Source organism: Enterobacter sp. BNK-18, assembly GCF_047456135.1.
GTDB lineage: Bacteria > Pseudomonadota > Gammaproteobacteria > Enterobacterales > Enterobacteriaceae > Enterobacter > Enterobacter ludwigii.
This window is the reverse complement of the sequence record NZ_CP179899.1, coordinates 950,697-973,303: the sequence shown is the minus strand read 5'-3', so window position 1 is coordinate 973,303 and position 22,607 is coordinate 950,697. Positions and strand designations below refer to the sequence as shown.

Here is a 22,607-nt window from a genome sequence, read left to right as displayed (position 1 = left end):
CACCCTCACTTTTTGTGACAACATTATCAATAAGCATCAAAAGGCAAATATTGCGTCAGGTCACTTTTATCCCGCAAACGAGAATATTTTCCGTTTATATCGTATCCGTTAGTAAATGTAGCTTATGAATCAGTGACAAGGATTGGCGATTACAGTGGTTTGCCGTAGAATGTCCGCCCTCATTACGAGTCACCAAGGTGGTTACACACAAACCCCGCTTCGGTCAGCATCCCGGAGCGTCTATATGGGACAGCGCAAAAATTGAATACACAATCCCGTTCACGTTCACCGCTGGTGCAACTGGAACGAATTCGTAAAAGTTTTGATGGTAAAGATGTTATTTCCGGGCTCAACCTGACCATCAATGACGGTGAGTTCCTCACGCTGCTTGGCCCCTCTGGCTGCGGCAAGACAACCGTACTGCGGCTTATCGCCGGACTGGAAAACGTCGATAGCGGTCACATCCACCTTGAAAACCAGGATATCACCCAGGTCCCCGCCGAAGAGCGGCACGTGAATACCGTCTTTCAGAGCTATGCCCTGTTTCCGCACATGACCGTGTTCGAGAACGTCGCATTTGGCCTGCGGATGCAAAAAACACCGGCCAGCGAGATCCCTGCTCGCGTTACCGACGCGCTGCGCATGGTGCAACTGGAAGAATTTGCCCAGCGTAAGCCACACCAGCTTTCCGGCGGCCAGCAGCAGCGCGTTGCTATCGCCCGCGCTGTGGTCAATAAACCGCGTCTGCTCCTGCTGGATGAGTCACTTTCCGCGCTGGACTACAAACTGCGCAAGCAGATGCAGAATGAGCTTAAAGCCCTGCAGCGCAAGCTCGGCATTACCTTTGTCTTCGTTACCCACGATCAGGAAGAGGCACTCACCATGTCGGACCGTATCGTGGTGATGCGTGACGGCAAAATCGAGCAGGACGGCACGCCACGTGAAATCTATGAAGAGCCGAAAAACCTGTTCGTGGCCAGCTTCATTGGGGAGATCAACATTTTCAACGCCACGGTGATTGAACGCCTGGACGAACAGCGCGTGCGGGCCAACGTAGAAGGCCGCGAGTGCAATATCACCGTGAATTTCGCCGTCGAAAAAGGGCAAAAGCTCAACGTCCTGCTGCGCCCGGAGGATCTGCGCGTTGAAGAGATCCACGGCAATACTGATGCCGAGGGCCTGATTGGCTATATCCGGGAGCGCAACTATAAAGGGATGACGCTGGAGTCTGTCGTCGAACTGGAAAACGGTAAGATGGTGATGGTCAGCGAGTTCTTTAATGAGGACGACCCTGATTTCGACCACTCCCTCGACCAGAAAATGGTTATCAACTGGGTAGAAAGCTGGGAGGTTGTACTGGCTGATGAAGAACACAAGTAAATTCCAGAATGTGGTGATTGCTACTATCGTCGGTTGGCTTGTGTTGTTTGTCTTCTTACCCAACCTGATGATCATCGCCACCAGCTTCCTGACCCGCGACGATACTGACTTCGTAAAGCTGGTCTTTACGCTGGACAACTACTCGCGTCTGCTCGATCCGCTCTATTTTGACGTGCTGTTGCACTCGCTTAATATGGCGCTGATCGCCACCGTTGCCTGCCTGGTGCTGGGTTATCCCTTTGCATGGTTTCTGGCGCGTCTGCCGCAAAAAGTGCGTCCACTGCTGCTCTTTTTGCTGATCGTGCCTTTCTGGACCAACTCCCTGATCCGCATCTACGGGCTGAAAATTTTTCTCAGCACCAAAGGCTATCTGAACGAGTTCCTGTTGTGGCTGGGCGTGATTGATACGCCAGTGCGCATCATGTTTACGCCGGGTGCGGTCATTGTGGGTCTGGTCTACATCCTGCTGCCCTTTATGGTGATGCCGCTCTACTCCAGCATTGAGAAGCTGGATAAGCCGCTGCTGGAAGCTGCGAGAGACCTGGGCGCCAGCAAACTGCAGACCTTTATCCGGATTATCATTCCGTTGACCATGCCCGGCATCATTGCAGGTTGTCTGCTGGTAATGTTGCCGGCAATGGGCTTGTTCTACGTGTCCGACCTGATGGGCGGCGCGAAAAACCTGCTTATCGGCAACGTGATTAAGAGTCAGTTCCTGAACATTCGCGACTGGCCGTTCGGTTCCGCCACCAGCATTACGCTCACGGTGGTAATGGGCCTGATGCTGTTGATCTACTGGCGTGCTTCACGATTACTGAATAAAAAGGTGGAACTCGAATGATCGGTCGACTGCTTCGCGGCGGTTTTATGACCGCCATCTATGCGTATCTTTATATTCCGATCATTATTTTGATCGTGAACTCGTTTAACAGCTCGCGTTTCGGCATCAACTGGCAAGGTTTCACTACCAACTGGTACAGCCTGCTGATGAACAACGACAGCCTGCTGCAGGCTGCTCAGCACTCCCTGACGATGGCGATTTTCTCCGCCACCTTCGCCACGCTGATTGGTTCGCTTACCGCCGTGGCGCTCTACCGCTATCGCTTCCGGGGTAAACCGTTCGTCAGCGGGATGCTGTTTGTGGTGATGATGTCGCCGGATATCGTCATGGCGATTTCACTGCTGGTGCTGTTTATGCTGCTGGGCGTCCAGTTGGGCTTCTGGTCACTGCTGTTCTCCCACATCACTTTCTGCCTGCCGTTTGTGGTGGTCACCGTCTTCGCACGCCTGAAAGGGTTTGACGTGCGCATGCTGGAAGCCGCAAAAGATCTGGGTGCCAGTGAGATGACGATCCTGCGCAAAATCATCCTGCCGCTGGCGATGCCCGCCGTGGCTGCCGGATGGCTGCTGAGTTTTACCCTGTCAATGGACGATGTGGTGGTCTCCTCCTTCGTCACCGGCCCGAGTTATGAAATTCTGCCATTGAAGATCTATTCAATGGTGAAAGTCGGCGTCTCGCCCGAGGTGAACGCGCTGGCGACCATACTCTTAGTGTTCTCGCTGGTGCTGGTGATTGCCAGCCAGGTTATTGCTCGTGATAAAACAAAATCTCAGGGGACAATGAAATGAAAAAAATGCTTGCCGCTGCGGCACTGGTGCTCGGAATGGGTGCCGCGCACGCTGATGACAGCAAAACGCTCTATTTCTATAACTGGACCGAGTATGTGCCACCTGGCCTGCTGGAGCAGTTCACGAAAGAGACGGGCATCAAAGTTATCTATTCTACCTATGAGTCGAATGAAACCATGTACGCCAAGCTCAAAACTTATAAAGAAGGCGCGTACGATCTGGTCGTCCCGTCGACCTATTTCGTCGATAAAATGCGCAAAGAGGGCATGATTCAGAAGATCGATAAAACGAAGCTCACTCACTTCAACAATCTCGATCCGGAGATGCTCAATAAGCCGTTTGACCCGAATAATGACTACTCCATTCCTTACATCTGGGGCGCAACCGCCATTGGGGTCAACAGCGAGGCTATCGATCCGAAAACCGTTACAAGCTGGGCCGATCTGTGGAAACCGGAATACAAAGGCAGCCTGCTGTTAACCGACGACGCGCGCGAAGTGTTCCAGGTAGCGCTGCGTAAGCTCGGCTACTCAGGCAATACGACGGACCCGAAAGAGATTGAAGCGGCCTATAACGAGCTGAAAAAGCTGATGCCTAACGTGGCGGCATTCAACTCTGATAACCCGGCAAACCCGTATATGGAAGGCGAAGTGAATCTGGGCATGGTGTGGAACGGCTCCGCGTATGTTGCCCGTCAGGCCGGTACGCCGCTGGAGGTAGTGTGGCCGAAAGAAGGCGGGATCTTCTGGATGGATAGCCTCTCTATTCCTGCAAACGCGAAGAACGTTGACGGTGCCCTGAAGCTGATTAACTTCCTGCTGCGCCCGGACGTCGCGAAACAGGTTGCGGAGACCATTGGTTATCCCACCCCGAACCTCGCCGCGCGCAAGCTGCTCAGCCCGGCCGTCGCGAACGACAAATCGCTCTATCCGGATGCGCAAACCATCAGTAAAGGCGAGTGGCAAAACGATGTCGGTGACGCAAGCCGCATCTATGAAGAGTATTACCAGAAATTAAAAGCGGGCCGGTAAGCGGCCAGGCTTTCTTCCTCACTCCGTCTTAGCGGAGTGAGGAACGATTAACTGACGGCGTTCTCCCCGGCCCAGATCGTGGCCTTCCTCATCGCCTCTACGATGTCTTCCTCTGCCAGCCCCAGCGCGTGACTTATTCTGCTTGCCTCATCCCACTGCTGCTGCTCGTAGTAATGGCAGAGGCGAACCATGTCCGCTAATTGCCCTTCCTGATGGCACAACGCATTACTCACGCTCTGCGGGACAGCAATTTGCGTCATCAGCTCTGCCATCGGCAGCTCAAGCAGGGTATCAAGCAGTGAGAACAGACCGCACATGAACGCATTCTCAGCCAGCATCGGCTCATTCAGTTTCTCGGCAATCAGTTCACAGAATTTCCCGCGCATCATACTCATCGGGTAAAGCTCGGTGACGGTGTCGTTGGCTGCACTTGCCAGCACTACAACGGCCACAAACCTTCTGAGCTGATTTTCTCCAAGGTACCTCAGCACTTCACTCAGGGTTAACTTGCTGAAATTACAGGCCCCCATGTGTTTAAAAGCGGTGTGCTTCATATAGCGCATGATTTTATAGGACAGCGTGAGGTCGCTTTTGATTAACGCCTCGATGATTCGAAAGTCAGGTTTATTGCGTCCTACTTCCATTTGCAGACGGAAAATTGCAAGCTGATTTTGCGATAGCCGTTTATATTTAATCACCTCCGGACGACAGAAAAAATATCCCTGAAAAAGAGAAAATCCGGCATCGCTGTATTGTTTGAATTCCTCTTTAGTCTCAATTTTTTCAGCCAGATATTTAATATTCCCGGTCAGGCTTTTACGCTCACTCAGGTAATTTTGAATTTGCGCTAAGGTGTAATTCTGGACATCGAATTTGATGATGGAAATATAGGGCAAGAAAACATCCCATTCCGGTGCGAGAGTGAAATCATCGAGCGCAAAGCAGTACCCGTGCTCATACATTTCTCTCACGGCCTGTAAAAGCGCCTCACCCGGGTCAGCATCTTCAAGGATCTCAATGACCACGTTGTTTTTGTCCAGCGCCTCAGCGCTGCGGTCGATGATCATCCGGGAAGGAAAATTGATAAACGACGTATGTTCCCCGGCGATGCGCTGAGATGGCACGGATAAGAACTGGTCTGATATCATTCTGGACGTGGCATATTCCGCCGACACATCGGGGAAACGGTTAGTCATTCCGTCTCTGAAAAGCAGCTCGTAGGCCACGGTATTCATATCGAGGTTAAAAATGGGTTGTCTCGCGATAAATCCATACATATCCCATCCTCCTGAACGTCTTTATATTTATTAGCATCCCCTATCTGCACAACGATAACGAGCATTATCGAACACTAATTTGATTGAATGCACAAAATAAAAGCATCCACACTAATTAACGGGAATTAGCGATCAAAAATTTAAATTAAATATACCCGGTGCTCTACAGAAACATGGCGAAATATCCGATAAGTGATCTGTGCCTGCCCGACATACACGTCATTACGGGAGTTGAGAATGAAAGACGCCATGGTCCGAAAACAAAAAATAAGAGTCAAGACGTTGATGCTATTGTCCATTTTCCTCATCGTGACGGTGGGCTTTACGGCAACGATCGGTTTTATGATGTGGCAGTGGATGGATCAGCAAGAAGTGCTGGCTAAAAAACACATCCGCCAGATTGCTGAAGTGCAGTCTTTGCAGGTCAGTAAACAGATGGATTCCGCCCTGGCGGCCGCGCGTGACATGGGAAACAGCGCTCAGGCACTGCGCGACGCGGGCATCTCTGATCGACAAGGACTCAACCAGCTGCTAATCCATTATCTCTCAGCGTACCCTCAGTTTCTTTCAATGTCGATGGCCTTTGAACCTGATACCTTCGATGGCAACGATGCCACCTTTGCCGGTCAGAGCGGTGAAGATCCCGCCGGACGTTACGCCCGCTACGTTGACCGCGACGCCACAGGCAAACCGGCATTACATCTGCTGACGGACATCGAAACGCCCGGCAGCGGCGATTATTATCTGCTGCCGAAGCAACGGCAAAAAGATGTCATCATCGAACCCTATATTTATCCCTACAATGGGGTGGACGTAATGCTCACCTCGATTGCCGCCCCCATCATGCGTGAGGGTCAGTTCCTGGGGTCAGTCACGTCGGATTTCTCGCTCGCTACCCTGCAATCGATGATCGGGGCGATTAAACCGTGGAACGGTACAGGCTACGCCCTGCTTCTGTCGGCGGGCAACAACGTGGTTTCCAGCCCGGATAAACGTGCCGTAGGCAAGCCTTACACCGGAACCGTCACAGGGGATGAGGTGATACGCACAAACGATCCTCAACTGAAGGAAGAGGCGTTTATCACCTGGCAGGCGATTACCATCGGCAACAGTCAGACGCCCTGGAAGCTGGCTATCGTCACCCCGGTCAGCGAAGTGATGGCCGAGGCAAGACAATTTTTACTGAAAGCCATCCTCCTGATGGTGTTAAGCATTGTGGTTGTCAGCCTGGTCATGGCGCAAATCTTTACCCGTAAAGTGGACCGCCCGGTGGGGGGCGAACCGTCAGATGCCGCCGGGATCGCGCTGGCCGTGGCCGGAGGCGACCTGAACAACGCTATCCCGGTGCGTCCCGGGGATACCAGCAGTATTTTTTACGCCCTGCACACCATGCAGATGCAGCTCAAGCGCATCGTGGGTAACATCAGCGAAGCCAGCCACTCCGTTCACGGTGGCACCAGTGAAATTTCGGCAGGCAATCTCGATCTGGCCTCACGTACCGAAGAACAGGCAGCGGCGATTGTCGAAACCGCGGCCAGCATGGAAGAGATTTCGGTCACGGTGAAAAATAACGCCGACAATGCGCACAAAGCTACCACCCTTACCGATCGCGCCGCGACCCTTGCCGGACATGGCGAGACGCTGGTCAACGATGTCGTGGTGGTGATCGGGGAAATTGACGAAAGCGCCCGTAAGATTGGAGAGATCAACAGCATTGTGGACGGTATCGCCTTCCAGACCAATATTCTGGCACTGAATGCCGCCGTAGAAGCGGCGCGCGCGGGCGAACAGGGGCGCGGTTTTGCAGTGGTGGCGGGTGAAGTGCGCAACCTTGCCCAGCGAAGCACCAACGCGGCAAAAGAGATCTCCCAGCTGATAGCCGAGTCTTCAGGCCGTGTCAGCAAAGGCGTTGAGCTGGTCAATGAAACCGGCGTCATGATGAAGCAGGTCATTGAGGCCGTGTCGCATGTGCATCTGGTGATTAACGATATTGTTCAGGCTCTGGATGAGCAGAATCGGGGAATTAGCCAGGTCAGCATTGCCGTCAATCAGATGGACAGCACGACCCAGCAGAACGCGTCCCTGGTACAACAGATCTCGGCAGCGGCCCTGTCACTGGACGAGCAGGCGAAATCGCTGGAGAAAACGCTGGCGTACTTTACGCCATAAACAAAAAAGGCACCCGCAGGACGGGTGCCTTTTCAGGCTATCACGATTACAGCCCTTTCAGGAGCTTATCGACAAACTCCGGTACGACGGTACTGGCCAGGCCATAGTGCTTCTCTTCGAACTCGCTGCCCACCTGGCTCGGCTCAAGATTCAGCTCAACCGTATGCGCACCGTGCAGCCGCGCTTCGTGAACAAAGCCGGCCGCCGGATAGACATGGCCAGACGTGCCAATGGCGATAAAGACATCCGCCATGGCCAGTGCGCTGTAGATGTCATCCATACCAAGCGGCATTTCACCAAACCAGACCACATGCGGGCGCAGGCGCGACGGAAACTGGCAGCAGTGGCACTTATCTTCAGGCAGCACGTCCTCTTTCCAGTCCAGCACCTGACCGCTCCAGGCGCAGCGAACTTTCAGCAGTTCACCGTGCATATGGATGATGTTTTTGTTACCGGCCCGTTCATGCAGATTGTCGATATTCTGCGTAACCAGCAAAAAACGATCGCCAAGGGCCTCTTCCAGCTTTGCCAGCGCCAGATGCGCCGGGTTAGGCACAACCTCTGGCTGCTGCAGCTGACGACGGCGGGCGTTATAAAACGCCTGCACAAGATCCGGATCGCGGGCAAAGCCTTCCGGCGTCGCCACATCCTCAACACGGTGCTCTTCCCATAACCCGTCCGCAGCGCGGAAAGTGCGAATACCTGACTCTGCGGAGATCCCCGCCCCGGTCAGCACCACCACTCTGGGTTTATCCATCGCTTCTGGCATCATTCTGTCTCTGAAAAAGATCCGCTGGCGCAAGCGCTCACGTAAGCGGCGTTTATTTTTGCGAAAACGGCTGAGTCGACCTAAGCGACGCGACAGCATAAAAACCTCGTAAACTAATCGGTGAGATGAAGAAATGCGGCTCCGCGCATCCCTCCTGCGTCCCCGTGTCGCGCACGTTCAATACGCGGCACGCGGGCAACCGGCAATAAATGTCGGGGCAAACGCCCGGACAGCTGTTCCGTTAACGCGCTAAAGTTTGAAAGCCCTCCCCCAATCACCAGCAGATCCGGGTCGACGATGGTGAGAATATTTCCCAGACACACCGCCAGCAGATCCAGATAGCGCTCAACGTGCTCTCGCGCCTGCGCATCCCCCTGCTCCCACAAGGTAATGATTTGAGGGGCTTCAAGTTTCTGATGATAGAAGTGTTCGTAAAGCCATGCAAACCCACGTCCGGAGAGGTAGTTCTCAATACAGCCATGCTGACCGCAACCGCAGCGGGTCAGCGGGAAGTCGCGCCCGACGACCGCCAGGGCATCAACCGGCAGGCGGATATGGCCGAACTCTCCCGTAATGTAACTGCGCCCGGTAATCGGCTTACCGTTGATGACGATCCCTCCCCCTACGCCCGTGCCGAGGATCAGCCCCATCACCAGCGGATAGCGCTGAAACTCATCGTCCCAGGCTTCGGAGAGTGCAAAACAGTTGGCATCATTATCTAAACGCACGTCGCGTTCAAGCAGAGCGGAGAGATCGGCGCGCAGCGGTTTACCGCTGGCAGCAGGAACGTTGGCCGCATACAGCGTACCATCGTCAGTTTCGGGCATTCCCGGAATACCAATGCCGACGCTGCCTTTCACGCCAAAACGTGAATCAGCTTGCGCCACCAGCGCGGCAATGGCGGTTAAAAATTCATCGTAGCTTTCGCGTGGTGTGGGAACACGGGTTTCCCACTGCAGTTTGAGGTTTTTATCAAACACGCCCAGCGCAATTTTGGTGCCGCCAATATCAAATCCATAATACATCACGCATTCCTCTTTTTGATTTGGCGGCCTGACGACCGCTAAATCATGACGTAATTACTGGCCACTTAGTACCCTCGCCGGATCAATTCGGCTTGCGCGACGCGCCGGATACCAGCTTGCCAGCAGACTCAGCAAAAGTGCCGTTACCAGCACATAAAAAACGTCCAGCCAGTGCAATTCAGACGGCAGGAAGTCAATAAAATAGATATCACCTGACAGGAACTGGTGGCCAATAAGCGCCTCGATGCCATTGATAATTGGCGTCAGCTGCAGAGAAACCACCACGCCAATCACCACGCCGCAGAGGCTCCCGAACAGCCCAGCCAGCAGACCGTACCAGACAAAGATGGCGCGAATAAGACCGTCTTTTGCCCCCAGGGTACGCAGGACGGCGATGTCGCCGCTCTTGTCTTTGACCGCCATCACCAGCGTCGAAACGATATTAAAGCACGCGACCCCAATCACCAGCACCATCGCCAGATACATAATGGCGCGGATCATCTGGATATCACGGTACATATAACCGTAAGTGCCAATCCAGCTTTTGATGTAGACATAGTTATTGGTCACGCTGCCGGCATCACGCACCAGCTTATTGGCGTTGAAGACGTCGTTGACCTTAATGGCAATCCCCGTCACGCTGTCGGCCATGTCGAGATACTGGCGCGCGTCTTCCATCGGCACCATCGCAAAGCTGTGATCGAGCTGGCCGCTTAACTGAAGAATACCGGTGACGTGCAGACGTACGCGTTTAGGCTGCTGCAGCTTGTGGTCGGCACTGGCGTTCGGGATCATGATAGAGACCCAGTCGCCCTGCTTAACCTTCAGGGCCTCGGCAACGCCTTTGCCCATAATAATTTGCTGTTCACCGGCCTTAAAGTTTGCCCACGCGCCGTTTTGCACATATTTCGGCAACGCGCTGAGGCGCTCTTCCTGCACCGGGTTCACCCCTTTTACCTGAATGGCGCGCAGGTTAACGCCGCTCTCGACCAGCCCGGTAAAGTTAATGTAAGGTGCGGCCGCCACGATGCCTGGCACTTTTTCGATTTTGCTCAGGGCATCGCTCCAGTGCGTCCACGGCTGATTCACCGGTTCGATTTCACCGTGCGGGACCACCGCCAGGATGCGGTTATTCAGTTCACGCTCAAAGCCGTTCATGGCGCTAAGGCCCACGATCAGCACCGCCACCCCCAGCGCAATACCGATGGTGGAGATCACCGAGATCAGTGACACCATGCCGCCGCGACGACGTCCGCGGCTAAAACGCAACCCTATGAGTAACGATAACGGTGAAGCCATTACTCCGCCCCCATCAGGGTCAGTTCTGGGTTCAGATGACCGTCGCGCATCTCAAGCTGACGTCCCATCCGTTTTGCCAGCTGGAGATCGTGGGTTACCACCAGAAACGCGGTTCCCTGCGAGGCATTCAACTCACCCAGCAGCTGGAAAATACTGTCCGCGTTGCGGGCGTCCAGGTTACCCGTTGGCTCATCCGCCAGTACCAGGCGCGGATTGTTGACCAGCGCACGCGCAATGGCCACACGCTGGCGTTCACCGCCGGAAAGTTCAGAAGGACGATGGTTACCGCGATGCCCAAGCCCAACCGCTTTCAGCATATCGCTGGCGCGAGTGTTAATTTCTGCGGGTTTCTTTTTACCAATCAGCAGCGGCATCGCCACGTTTTCCAGCGCCGTGAAATCCGGCAGCAGGTGGTGGAACTGGTAGATAAAGCCCAGCTCGCGGTTACGCAGCTCCGCTTTTGCCGCAGATGACATTTTGCTCATTGGCTGGCCGGAGAAAATCACGTCACCGCTGGTGGGTGTATCCAGCCCACCGAGCAGGTGTAATAACGTACTTTTCCCGGAGCCAGAACTGCCCACAATCGCCATCATCTCACCTTCGCCCACGCTGAAGCTCACATTGTGCAACACGTCAGTCTGCACAGTGCCTTCCTGATAGCGTTTGGACAGGTTGTCGCATTGCAACAGGATCTTATTCATAACGTAAAGCCTCAGCGGGTTGAGTGGCGGCAGCGCGCCAGGAAGGATAAAGCGTAGAAAGCAGCGCAATGGCCATCGCAGCCAGCGCAATTCCAATCACCTGTAACGGTTCGATAGCCACGGGCAACGCCGCACCATCAAGCAGAGCGCCGATGATCGGCATTAAATTGTTAAGCTGGCTGGCGAGCAGCGCCCCCAGCACCGCACCGAGTAGCGCACCGATAATCCCGGCACTGGCACCCTGCACCATAAATACCGCCATGATCTGGCGCGGCGTTAGCCCCTGAGTCTGCAGAATGGCGACCTCACCCTGCTTTTCCATCACCATCAACCCCAGTGAGGTGATGATGTTGAAGGCCGCGACCGCCACGATCAGGCTCAGCAGCAGCCCCATCATATTTTTTTCCATCCGCACGGCCTGGAACAGCTCGCCTTTGCGTTCACGCCAGTCCTGCCATTTGGTCCCTTCCGGCAACGTTTGCTGGCTGAGGGTATCCACTTTTAGCGGGGCGTCGAGCCACAGGCGCCAGCCGGTGATATTCCCCGCCGGATAGCGCATCAGACGTGACGCGTCCTGAATATTCACCAGCATCTGATAACCATCGACTTCGCTGTTGGCGGCAAACGTGCCAACCACCGTGAACAAGCGCTGGCTTGGCAAACGTCCCATCGGCGTAAACTGACTGGCCGACGGTACCATTACGCGCAGCTGGTCACCACGGTTGACGCCAAGCTGCCCGGCCAGTTGCTCGCCGAGGATCACGTTATATTTGCCGGCTTCCAGGTCGGTCTGCTTCACGTTCACGAGGAACGGCGTCAGCGGGTCTTTTTGCGCCGGGTCAATGCCCAGCATCACGCCGACCGCCACGCTACGGGCGCTTTGCAGCACCACATCGCCCGTGGTTAACGGCGCAACGCGCGTGACACCCTGTAACTTCGCCGCGCTTTCCGGGAGCTGTTGTGGGTTAACGGAACCGTTGGTTGAGGAGAGGATAGCCTGCGGCATCAGCCCCAGGATGTTGTTTTGCAGCTCGCGCTCAAAGCCGTTCATGACGGAGAGAACCGTCACCAGAGCCATTACGCCAAGCGTAATGCCAATAGTCGAAAGCCAGGAGACAAAGCGACCGAAGCGGTCCGCGGCGCGCCCACGCATATAACGTAAGCCTATGAAGAGTGCGACAGGTTGGTACATGAAATCCGTCTGTTTGCTGATAGCAGACCCACGAGTATATAAGCGAATCCCTTAAGCGTAAATGACTGAAACCGTAAGCTTTGGTAATCCTTTTTCTGAAAAATTCAGATAAATCAGGGTACTACTCTCTGAAACCTCACTGTACAGCCTCCACCTTTTCCGAAAAACCTCCTGATACAGACTGTTACCCGTTACATCACGGTTTTGTTTAACAACAATTGTTCGTTCGTTTATGGCAAAAAGGTAGTCGCGAACAATGAAGCAAAAAGCATTATGGATTAACCAGATAAAAGGGCTGTGTATCTGCCTGGTGGTTATCTACCATTCAGTCATCACCTTTTATCCCCATCTCAATGGGTTACAACATCCGTTATCCGGTCTTCTCGCCAAATGTTGGGTCTATTTTAATCTCTATCTTGCTCCCTTCCGCATGCCGGTGTTTTTCTTCATTTCCGGCTATCTGATTCGACGTTACATCGATGAGGTGGACTGGCGTACCAGTCTCGATAAACGGATCTGGAGCATTGTCTGGGTACTGGCGCTGTGGGGCGTTCTGCAATGGCAGGCGCTGAGCCACCTCAACGCCTGGCTTGCTCCCGAGCGTGAACTGGCCACTTCCTCCAATGCGGCCTATGCCGATTCCCTTTCCGGGTTTGTGAAGGGAATGCTCACCGCCAGCACCAGTCTCTGGTATCTGTATGCTCTGGTGGTCTATTTCACGCTGTGTAAACTGCTGAGCCGCTGGAAGCTGCCGGTACTGGGGCTGCTGGCACTGGCGAGCGTCGCGATAAACTTCCTGCCGCTGCCGTGGTGGGGAATGAACAGCGTGGTGCGTAACATGATCTACTACAGCCTGGGCGCGTGGTATGGCGCTGAGCTAATGGCGTGGATGAAAGGGTTCAATCTGCGTCGCGCCTGGCTGGCGTTAGCCGCGTTCGCTGCCGTTTCTGTGGTGCTGTGGTTTGCTAACGTCCCGCTGCTGCTCTCCCTGCTGTCGATTGTGTTAATCATGAAGCTTTTCTACAGCATTGAGCAACGTTATGCCGTCCATCCTAATAATCTGCTTAACGTGATCGGTTCTAATACCATCGCGATTTATACCACCCATCGCATCCTGATTGAGGCCTTTAGCCTGTTCCTGATTGGTGAGATGAATGCCGCATACTGGCCGATCTGGGCGGAGCTGACGTTGATTCTGGTCTACCCGTTTGCCAGCCTGTTGCTCTGCACCGTTGCCGGGCTTGGGGTGCGTAAGGTCTCCACCGCACTGTTTGGTGATGTGTTCTTCTCCCCGCCTTCCACGCTTTCTCCGTCATCGGCCAGCCGCTGATGCGCTTTTCGCCCCCTTTTGGGGGCGAATTTCCTCCCTGTGCGGTTCCGGTTTGATTATGTAAAACGATCGAGGATAATAAAGACATTGCGTATCAGTGATATGCCCCAATACTGTTGGTATATCCCCAAGAGACTCTGACATAGCCATGCCTGAACACTATCGATATTCCTTGCCTGTCAAAGCGGGCGATCAGCGCCAGCTGGGCGAACTTACTGGCGCGGCGTGCGCCACGCTGGTGGCAGAAATCGCTGAGCGGCACCCGGGTCCGGTGGTACTGGTTGCCCCGGATATGCAAAATGCCCTGCGTCTGCATGATGAAATCCGCCAGTTCACTGACAATCTGGTGTTCAGTCTGGCCGACTGGGAAACGCTGCCGTATGACAGTTTCTCGCCGCACCAGGAGATCATCTCCTCTCGTCTGTCGACCCTGTATCAGTTACCGACGATGCAGCGCGGCGTGCTGATCGTCCCCGTAAACACCCTGATGCAGCGCGTCTGTCCGCACAGCTATCTTCATGGCCATGCGCTGGTGATGAATAAAGGCCAGCGCCTGTCCCGGGACGCCCTGCGCGCGCAGCTCGACAGCGCCGGTTATCGCCATGTCGATCAGGTGATGGAGCACGGGGAATATGCCACGCGTGGTGCACTGCTCGATCTTTACCCGATGGGCAGCGACCAGCCGTATCGTCTGGATTTCTTCGATGATGAAATCGACAGCCTGCGCGTATTCGACGCCGACACGCAGCGCACGCTGGAAGAAGTGGACTCCATCAATTTACTGCCCGCACATGAGTTCCCGACAGACAAAACCGCAATCGAACTGTTCCGCAGCCAGTGGCGCGACAGATTCGACGTCAAACGCGATGCCGAACATATCTACCAGCAGGTCAGCAAAGGGACGTTGCCGGCGGGTATTGAATACTGGCAACCGCTGTTCTTTAACGAGCCTCTGCCCGCGCTGTTCAGCTATTTCCCGGCCAATACGCTGATTGTTAACACCGGTGATATCGACGCCAGCGCCAGCCGTTTTGAGAGCGAAACTCGCGCCCGCTTTGAAAACCGGGGCGTGGACCCGATGCGTCCGCTGTTGCCACCGGAGGTGCTGTGGCTGCGCACCGACGAGCTGAACGCCGAGCTGAAACGCTGGCCGCGTATGCAGCTCAAAACCGATTCGCTCGCCGACAAGGCCGCCAATACCAACCTCGCCTTCCGCACGCTACCGGATTTATCCGTTCAGGCGCAGCAGAAGTCGCCGCTGGATAATCTGCGCAAGTTCCTCGAATCCTTTACCGGGCCGGTCGTGTTCTCCGTTGAAAGCGAAGGCCGCCGGGAAGCGCTGGGTGAACTGCTGGGGCGGATCAAAATCGCGCCGAAACGTATTTTGCGCCTGAGTGAAGCCACCGGTAATGGCCGTTATCTGATGATTGGCTCCGCCGAGCACGGGTTTGTGGATACCCTCAACAATCTGGCGCTGATTTGCGAAAGCGACCTGCTGGGGGAACGCGTGGCGCGCCGCCGTCAGGACAGCCGTCGCACCATTAATCCGGACACGCTGATCCGTAACCTCGCCGAACTGCACCCCGGCCAGCCGATTGTTCACCTGGAGCACGGGGTGGGCCGTTATCAGGGCATGACGACGCTGGAAGCCGGTGGCATCAAGGGCGAATACCTGATGCTGACCTACGCCAATGACGCCAAACTCTATGTGCCGGTCTCTTCCCTGCATCTCATCAGCCGCTATGCCGGCGGTGCAGAAGATCATGCGCCATTACATAAACTGGGCGGCGACGCCTGGGCGCGCGCGCGGCAGAAAGCCGCGGAAAAAGTGCGTGATGTGGCGGCAGAACTGCTGGATATCTACGCCCAACGCGCGGCCAAAGAAGGCTTTGCCTTCAGGCATGATAAACAACAGTACCAGATGTTCTGCGATAGCTTCCCGTTTGAAACCACGCCGGATCAGGCCCAGGCCATTAATGCTGTGCTGAGCGACATGTGCCAGCCGCTGGCGATGGACAGGCTGGTTTGCGGCGATGTCGGCTTCGGCAAAACCGAAGTGGCGATGCGCGCCGCCTTCCTCGCGGTAGAAAACAACAAGCAGGTCGCGGTGCTGGTGCCTACCACCCTGCTCGCCCAACAGCATTTTGACAACTTCCGTGACCGTTTCGCCAACTGGCCGGTTCGTATTGAGATGCTGTCACGTTTTCGCAGTACCAAAGAGCAGACGCAGATTCTGGAACAGGCCAGCGAGGGTAAGATCGATATTCTGATCGGCACCCACAAGCTGCTGCAGAGTGATGTGAAGTGGAAAGATCTGGGGCTGTTGATCGTCGATGAAGAACACCGCTTCGGGGTCCGTCATAAAGAGCGTATTAAAGCGATGCGTGCCGACGTCGATATCCTCACCCTGACCGCCACACCGATTCCGCGAACGCTGAATATGGCGATGAGCGGCATGCGCGACCTGTCGATTATCGCCACGCCGCCGGCACGTCGTCTGGCGGTAAAAACCTTTGTTCGTGAGTACGACAACCTGGTCGTCCGCGAGGCTATTCTGCGTGAAGTACTGCGCGGGGGTCAGGTCTATTATCTCTATAACGACGTGGAAAATATCCAGAAAGCGGCGGACAGGCTGGCAGAACTGGTGCCGGAAGCGCGCATCGCTATCGGTCACGGTCAAATGCGCGAGCGCGAGCTGGAGCGGGTGATGAACGATTTCCACCACCAGCGCTTTAACGTCCTGGTGTGTACCACCATCATTGAGACCGGGATCGATATTCCGACGGCCAATACCATCATTATTGAGCGCGCGGATCACTTTGGACTGGCGCAGCTTCACCAGTTGCGTGGCCGCGTTGGCCGCTCGCACCATCAGGCCTACGCCTGGCTGCTGACCCCGCATCCGAAAGCGATGACCACCGATGCGCAAAAACGTCTGGAGGCTATCGCATCGCTGGAAGATCTGGGCGCGGGCTTCGCGCTGGCGACACACGACCTTGAGATCCGCGGTGCAGGTGAACTTCTGGGCGAAGACCAGAGCGGCTCGATGGAAACCATCGGCTTCTCGCTCTATATGGAGCTGCTGGAAAATGCGGTCGATGCCCTCAAGGCCGGACGTGAGCCATCGCTGGAAGATCTGACCAGCCAGCAAACTGAGGTGGAACTGCGCATGCCTTCCCTGCTACCGGATGATTTTATTCCGGATGTGAACACACGTCTGTCGTTCTACAAACGTATCGCCAGTGCGAAAAATGAGAACGAACTGGATGAAATTAAGGTAGAGCTGATCGATCGCTTTGGCCTGTTGCCGGATGCCGCGAGAAACCTGCTGGATATTGCGAGGCTGCGCCAGCAGGCACAGAAGCTGGGCATTCGTAAGCTCGAAGGCAATGAAAAAGGTGGCGTGATTGAATTTGCCGAGAAGAATCACGTTAATCCGATGTGGCTAATCGGTCTGCTCCAGAAACAGCCGCAGCATTTCCGTCTGGATGGTCCAACGCGTCTGAAATTTACGCAGGAGCTGACGGATCGTAAAAACCGGATGGAGTGGGTTCGTCACTTTATGCGTCAGCTGGAAGAGAACGCTGTCGCATAATTCCCCTTCCCCCCGTTGGCGCAATGCTTACGGGGGGACAATTTACAAACTCTTTGCACTTCACCTGGATTTCCCGACATACCCATTCGCCATAATTATCGTCAACGCCTTATAAAACAATAACCTTATTATTTATATGGATTATGGTGATGATGACCTCTTCGCGTTTTACCCGCTGGATAACCGTGTTTGCGCTGGCAGCAACGGTCGCTGTTGCGCTTCCTGCACGCGCAAATACCTGGCCTCTTCCCCCTGCTGGCAGCAAGGTCGTGGGCGAAAACCGTTTTCATGTGGTTGAAAATAATGGGGGATCGCTCGAAGCGATTGCCAAAAAATATAACGTAGGCTTTCTGGCTCTGCTGCAGGCTAACCCTGGCGTCGACCCCTATGTGCCACGCGCTGGCAGCGTCCTGACCATCCCGTTGCAGACCATTCTCCCGGATGTAGCGCGCGAAGGGATCGTGATAAACCTTGCCGAGCTGCGTCTTTACTATTACCCACCGGGTAAAAATGAAGTCACCGTTTATCCAATCGGTATTGGCCAGCTGGGCGGCGACACGCTGACCCCAACAATGGTCACCACCGTATCGGATAAACGTGCCAACCCAACCTGGACGCCAACGGCTAATATTCGTGCTCGCTATAAAGCACAGGGGATTGATTTGCCGGCTGTGGTGCCAGCGGGTCCGGAGAATCCGATGGGTCACCACGCGATCCGTCTTGCGGCCTATGGTGGCGTTTACCTTCTGCATGGAACAAATGCGGATTTCGGTATCGGGATGCGCGTCAGTTCCGGCTGTATTCGTCTGCGCGATGATGATATCAAGACGCTCTATAGCGTGATCACGCCTGGTACCCGAGTGAATATTATTAATACGCCCATTAAGGTTTCTGAGGAGCCGGGTGGCGTAAGACTGGTTGAAATTCACCAGCCGTTATCGAAAAACATTGGCGACGATCCGCAGACACTGCCAATTAATCTGAATGCCGCGATGGTGAGCTTTAAAACGAATGCCCGCACGGATGGCATCGTGATGGAGCGCGCGATGGAGGCGCGTTCCGGGATGCCCACCGATGTCACCCGGCATCAGGATGTCACCCAGCAGTCGATGTGATCCCCAATAAAAAAAGCCCTGCTGAGCAGGGCTTTTTTACAGTGGCATCGCAGTGGCATAAATGAGGGTTTAGCCAGGCTTATTTGTAGATAACAGCGGTGCCGTGCAGGGTGTTAGGACCGGTCACGGAGGTGATGCGGAAAGATTTTGCACCCATCTCGTCAGCTTTCTGCGCCAGCTGATCTTCCAGTGAGCCCAGGTTAGTCCCGGCAGAAGCAGAGATAGTCCCGACTTTATGCTGGTCAGCAGGGGTTGATTGCACTTCAACAGCAGCGAAGCTTGCGAAAGAAATTGAACTCAGAACAGCAGCAGCGATGAGGGTTTTTACGTTTTTCATGATTTTTACCTTTGGGCAGATGATTTGGAGGTCGTTAGCTATTTAGTTAACGATCGATAGGTAAATCATAAATGTGATCCAGCTCACGCGTCAACATCTTTTTATAACGAACATTAATTAAATTTTAAATTCGTTATTTTTCATACCCATATGATTAATTTATTTTTCTCTCATCAGTGCTGGTGGTCACCCGCGATTATTTTTATAATGATTATTCAACAAACCAACAGAGGACCAACGGCAAATGACAACCGACGTGACGAGTTGCGCGAAGAAAAGCCGTGGCCGACCAAAAGTGTTCGACAGGGATGCAGCGCTTGATAAGGCTATGACTCTCTTCTGGCAACATGGGTATGAAGCGACCTCGCTTTCCGATCTGGTGGAAGCTACCGGTGCCAAAGCACCCACGCTGTATGCTGAATTCACCAATAAAGAGGGGCTGTTCAGGGCGGTGCTGGACAGATACATTTCGCGCTTTGCGGCGAAACACGAAGCCCAGCTGTTTTGTGAAGAGAAAAGCGTCGAACAGGCGCTACGGGACTATTTCACCACCGTCGCGACCTGCTTCACCAGTAAAGATACCCCTGCGGGCTGCTTTATGATTAACACCTCTGCCACCCTTGCAGCCTCCTCAAAAGAGATTGCCAACACGGTGAAATCGCGCCATGCCATGCAGGAAGAGACGCTAAGCGCGTTCCTGTCTCAGCGCCAACAACGAGGTGAAATTCCTGCGCATTGCAATCCACAGATGCTGGCGCAATACCTGAACTGTATTTTGCAGGGTATGTCGATAAGCGCTCGTGAAGGGGCTACGCTGGAAAAACTGCAAACCATTACCGCGACCACGCTGAAACTGTGGCCTGAACTGCTCAAAATCTGACGCAAAAAAAAAGCTCCTCAGCCTGAGCGCTTGAGGAGCTAAGTTCAGAGAACATCTTTTTTACACTTTGTTATTCAGTACCAGCTGGCCGTTTCCATCCAGCGGAATTTGAGTACCCGGGTCTTTATCCATGCGGATCTTGCCCTGCTGATCGCCAATTTTGTACGTCACGTCATAACCCAGCATTTTCTCCGACTTGTCATAGACGGTTTTGCAGCGCTGCTGAGTCGTCGTGTACGTGTCGTTATCCTGCATAGCGCCCTGCACCTGGTTACCGGCATAGCCGCCGCCCAGCGCGCCGACCACGGTCGCCACATCTTTACCACGACCACCACCAAACTGATGGCCAATCACACCACCGGCAACCGCACCCAGTACTGAACCGGCGATACGGTTTTCATCCTGTACCGGACGGCGATGGGTCACGGAGACGTTACGGCACTCCTGACGAGGCGTTTTCACGGTTTCTTTAATCGGGGTAGCAGACACGACCTGTGCGTATTGTGGGCCGCGATCCAGTACGTTGAGACTGGCAACGGCAGCCACACCTAACGCAGCAGCGACGCCAATCCCTATACCCGCCAACATTGATTTATTCACGGGACTTCCTCCTTTGTTGCTATTGGTAACAATTTTGCAATGCAGGTCGCGCTTCGCCAATAAGACAAAGGATCAAAAAGTGGACGTGGAGGAGAGATATATCGTGTTTAGGAGAACTCTTAAGCACTCAATGTACGTTGAGCAGCATGATATGCTAAAAATTCCCTCCGGAGGCCCCGGAGGGAGAGAATATTAGTGCAGCTTCAGGCGTGGTCGAATAACGCGGTTGATTCGTCCCACCAGCATCATCAGCCCGGTTTTGAAGTAACCGTGCAGGGCAATCTGGTGCATACGATAGAGCGAGATATAGACAAAGCGTGCAATACGCCCTTCCACCATCATGGAGCCGCGCATCAGGTTACCCATCAGGCTGCCGACGGTAGAGAAGTTCGAGAGCGATACCAGAGAACCATGGTCTTTATAGACATAGGCTTTCATCGGCTTACCTTTGTACTGCGCCAGAATATTGTGCAGTACCAGGCTTGCCATCTGGTGCGCTGCCTGAGCTCGCGGAGGCACAAAACCGCCCTCCGGACGCGCGCAGGAAGCACAGTCGCCGATGGCGAAAATGTCCGGATCGCGTGTGGTTTGCAGGGTCGGCTCGGTCACCAGCTGGTTAATACGGTTCGTTTCCAGCCCGCCAATCTCTTTCATAAAATCAGGTGCTTTGATGCCAGCAGCCCAGACCATCAGGTCTGCTTTGATGTACTCGCCATCTTTGGTATGCAGGCCGCCGCCGTCCGCGCTGGTTACCATGGTTTGGGTCAGAACCCGCACGCCCAGCTTGGTCAGTTCATTATGCGCCGCACCGGAAATGCGCGGAGGCAGCGCTGGCAGAATACGTTCACCCGCTTCAACCAGCGTCACGTTCAGCGCATCATTGGTTAAGCCTTTATAACCGTAGCTGTGCAGCTGTTTCACCGCGTTGTGCAGCTCAGCAGAAAGCTCGACGCCCGTCGCCCCCCCACCAACAATCGCGATATTAACTTTCCCGTTCGCACCCATATTGCTGGTGTACTTCAGGAACAGGTTCAGCATTTCCTGGTGGAAACGACGTGCCTGATGTGGGTTATCGAGGAAGATACAGTGCTCTTTTACACCTGGTGTGTTGAAATCATTGGAGGTACTGCCCAGCGCCATGACCAGCGTGTCATACGGCAGTTTGCGCTCAGGAACCAGCAGTTCCCCTTTTTCATCGCGCAGCTCTGCCAGGGTAATGGTTTTGCTCTCACGATTGATATCCACCACGGAGCCCAGCTGGAACTGGAAATGGTGATTGCGCGCATGTGCCAGATAGCTCAGCGCGTCCACGCCCTCATCCAGTGAACCGGTCGCCACTTCGTGCAACAGCGGTTTCCACAAATGGCTGTGGTTACGATCCACCAGCGTAATTTTGGCTTTTTTGCCGCGACCGAGCTTCTTGCCTAACTGTGTAGCCAGCTCCAGCCCGCCAGCACCACCGCCGACAATCACTATCTTTTTCAATGGCGTAGTCAACGTGACCCCCTCAAATTATTAACCAATTGTTAATTAAAAGTTATAAAAATAACCCTTAATTAACAACAGGTTACAGCACTGAAACCATTCAGGTGCATTGAGAATACCACGTCAGGCGCATTGGTCATACCAAAATTGATATGCATCAAGTTTTGATGGCTTAAAAGTAGACAATTCTGGACAAAAAGAAAGCCCGGCGCGCTTTCGCGGCCGGGCCTGGCAGGTCGTACGCAGTGGATTAGCCCAGGGTTTTGAAGGCTTTGATCCGCTGCAAATGCGGGGAGATATTCTTGAATTTGTGGGTCTGTTCTTCATCCCAGACAATTTCATAGTAATGATGCAGCAACTCAGCCGCCCGGTGGCTGTTAAGGGCTTCATCATTACGCGACAGGATCACCAGACAACGGTCGCGGTTTTTCTCCCGAAAATTACTGACGCACTTGGTGGCAATATCGACATACTCTTCAGGGCGGTCAATTTTGCCTTCCATGTTCTCATTCGGGAAAAGATTAGGATTGAACACCACCTGGCGGATATCGCACAGGAATCCAATCCGCTCTGCCCAGTAGCCACCTAATCCCACGCCACAAATCAGCGGACGGTCATCGATGTTGAGCTGCAACATCTTGTCCACCTCTTTGAGCAGGTGCTGCATATCATGCTTTGGATGGCGTGTGCTGTAACTGATCAGCCGGACATCCGGATCGATAAACTGCAGCTGCAGGACCTTCTCATGATTACCAGGACTGTTTGAGTCAAAACCGTGTAAATAGATGATCAT

19 protein-coding genes are annotated in these 22,607 nt (G+C 54.1%); 9 read left to right on the top strand and 10 right to left on the bottom strand.

Annotated elements, in window-relative coordinates; all coding sequences use genetic code 11:
- The first annotated feature begins 228 nt into the window (after positions 1-228).
- From potA to potD, 4 genes are read left to right on the top strand one after another with little or no spacing between them, the layout of a single operon-like run.
- Positions 229-1,380: a spermidine/putrescine ABC transporter ATP-binding protein PotA gene (gene potA / locus ACMGG3_RS04620; protein ID WP_171032980.1), complete on the top strand. Its 1,152-nt coding sequence runs from the start codon at positions 229-231 to the stop codon at positions 1,378-1,380.
- The gene (potB, locus tag ACMGG3_RS04615; RefSeq protein ID WP_020884651.1) at positions 1,364-2,221 is read left to right on the top strand and encodes a spermidine/putrescine ABC transporter permease PotB; all 858 of its coding nucleotides are present in this window, start codon (positions 1,364-1,366) and stop codon (positions 2,219-2,221) included. The genes potA and potB overlap by 17 nt, the downstream gene beginning before the upstream one ends.
- Positions 2,218-3,009, top strand: a complete 792-nt coding sequence (potC, locus tag ACMGG3_RS04610; protein ID WP_014169603.1) for a spermidine/putrescine ABC transporter permease PotC — start codon at positions 2,218-2,220, stop codon at positions 3,007-3,009. Before potB ends, potC begins: the two co-directional genes overlap by 4 nt.
- Positions 3,006-4,040: a spermidine/putrescine ABC transporter substrate-binding protein PotD gene (gene potD / locus ACMGG3_RS04605; protein ID WP_014169602.1), complete on the top strand. Its 1,035-nt coding sequence runs from the start codon at positions 3,006-3,008 to the stop codon at positions 4,038-4,040. Before potC ends, potD begins: the two co-directional genes overlap by 4 nt.
- Before the next feature lie 47 nt (positions 4,041-4,087).
- On the opposite strand, the gene ACMGG3_RS04600 is transcribed toward potD, so the two are convergent.
- Positions 4,088-5,317: an EAL and HDOD domain-containing protein gene (locus tag ACMGG3_RS04600; RefSeq protein WP_414149629.1), complete on the bottom strand. Its 1,230-nt coding sequence runs from the start codon at positions 5,315-5,317 to the stop codon at positions 4,088-4,090.
- A 237-nt stretch (positions 5,318-5,554) separates the two neighbouring features.
- On the opposite strand from ACMGG3_RS04600, the gene ACMGG3_RS04595 reads away from it, so the two are divergent.
- The gene (locus tag ACMGG3_RS04595; protein WP_414149628.1) at positions 5,555-7,486 is read left to right on the top strand and encodes a methyl-accepting chemotaxis protein; all 1,932 of its coding nucleotides are present in this window, start codon (positions 5,555-5,557) and stop codon (positions 7,484-7,486) included.
- 46 nt (positions 7,487-7,532) lie between these two features.
- On the opposite strand, the gene cobB is transcribed toward ACMGG3_RS04595, so the two are convergent.
- Genes cobB through lolC form a run of 5 tightly spaced genes read right to left on the bottom strand, consistent with a single transcriptional unit; the run spans position 7,533 to position 12,472 of the window.
- Positions 7,533-8,354 (bottom strand): Sir2 family NAD+-dependent deacetylase, encoded by an 822-nt coding sequence (gene cobB / locus ACMGG3_RS04590; RefSeq protein ID WP_014169599.1) that lies wholly within the window; start codon positions 8,352-8,354, stop codon positions 7,533-7,535.
- Positions 8,355-8,368: 14 nt separating this feature from the next.
- The gene (gene nagK / locus ACMGG3_RS04585) at positions 8,369-9,280 is read right to left on the bottom strand and encodes an N-acetylglucosamine kinase (protein ID WP_025204444.1); all 912 of its coding nucleotides are present in this window, start codon (positions 9,278-9,280) and stop codon (positions 8,369-8,371) included.
- A gap of 54 nt (positions 9,281-9,334) precedes the next feature.
- Entirely contained in the window at positions 9,335-10,579 is a 1,245-nt protein-coding gene (lolE, locus tag ACMGG3_RS04580) for a lipoprotein-releasing ABC transporter permease subunit LolE (RefSeq protein WP_014169597.1), read from the bottom strand.
- Positions 10,579-11,280: a lipoprotein-releasing ABC transporter ATP-binding protein LolD gene (gene lolD / locus ACMGG3_RS04575; RefSeq protein ID WP_020884656.1), complete on the bottom strand. Its 702-nt coding sequence runs from the start codon at positions 11,278-11,280 to the stop codon at positions 10,579-10,581. The genes lolE and lolD overlap by 1 nt, the downstream gene beginning before the upstream one ends.
- A complete protein-coding gene (gene lolC, locus ACMGG3_RS04570; RefSeq protein ID WP_214578772.1) occupies positions 11,273-12,472 on the bottom strand; it encodes a lipoprotein-releasing ABC transporter permease subunit LolC in 1,200 nt (399 codons plus the stop codon). Before lolC ends, lolD begins: the two co-directional genes overlap by 8 nt.
- Before the next feature lie 256 nt (positions 12,473-12,728).
- Here lolC and ACMGG3_RS04565 point away from each other — a divergent pair, with 256 nt between their 5' ends.
- From ACMGG3_RS04565 to ldtC, 3 genes are all read left to right on the top strand, one after another.
- On the top strand, positions 12,729-13,802 hold the full coding sequence (locus ACMGG3_RS04565; protein ID WP_414149627.1) for an acyltransferase family protein: 1,074 nt from the start codon (positions 12,729-12,731) through the stop codon (positions 13,800-13,802).
- A gap of 148 nt (positions 13,803-13,950) precedes the next feature.
- A complete protein-coding gene (mfd, locus tag ACMGG3_RS04560) occupies positions 13,951-17,397 on the top strand; it encodes a transcription-repair coupling factor (RefSeq protein ID WP_414149626.1) in 3,447 nt (1,148 codons plus the stop codon).
- Between the two features lie 149 nt (positions 17,398-17,546).
- Positions 17,547-18,512: a L,D-transpeptidase LdtC gene (gene ldtC / locus ACMGG3_RS04555; RefSeq protein ID WP_032681246.1), complete on the top strand. Its 966-nt coding sequence runs from the start codon at positions 17,547-17,549 to the stop codon at positions 18,510-18,512.
- A gap of 79 nt (positions 18,513-18,591) precedes the next feature.
- On the opposite strand, the gene bhsA is transcribed toward ldtC, so the two are convergent.
- A complete protein-coding gene (gene bhsA, locus ACMGG3_RS04550) occupies positions 18,592-18,849 on the bottom strand; it encodes a multiple stress resistance protein BhsA (RefSeq protein WP_414149625.1) in 258 nt (85 codons plus the stop codon).
- A 244-nt stretch (positions 18,850-19,093) separates the two neighbouring features.
- On the opposite strand from bhsA, the gene comR reads away from it, so the two are divergent.
- Positions 19,094-19,729: a TetR family copper-responsive transcriptional repressor ComR gene (gene comR / locus ACMGG3_RS04545; protein WP_014169591.1), complete on the top strand. Its 636-nt coding sequence runs from the start codon at positions 19,094-19,096 to the stop codon at positions 19,727-19,729.
- Between the two features lie 60 nt (positions 19,730-19,789).
- On the opposite strand, the gene ACMGG3_RS04540 is transcribed toward comR, so the two are convergent.
- The 3 genes from ACMGG3_RS04540 to ycfP form a co-directional block, all read right to left on the bottom strand.
- Positions 19,790-20,329 carry a glycine zipper 2TM domain-containing protein gene (locus ACMGG3_RS04540; RefSeq protein WP_008500779.1) on the bottom strand — a complete coding sequence of 180 codons (540 nt, stop codon included), beginning with the start codon at positions 20,327-20,329 and terminating at the stop codon, positions 19,790-19,792.
- 192 nt (positions 20,330-20,521) lie between these two features.
- Positions 20,522-21,826, bottom strand: a complete 1,305-nt coding sequence (locus ACMGG3_RS04535; RefSeq protein ID WP_014169589.1) for an NAD(P)/FAD-dependent oxidoreductase — start codon at positions 21,824-21,826, stop codon at positions 20,522-20,524.
- A 238-nt stretch (positions 21,827-22,064) separates the two neighbouring features.
- Entirely contained in the window at positions 22,065-22,607 is a 543-nt protein-coding gene (gene ycfP / locus ACMGG3_RS04530) for an alpha/beta hydrolase YcfP (RefSeq protein WP_013097106.1), read from the bottom strand.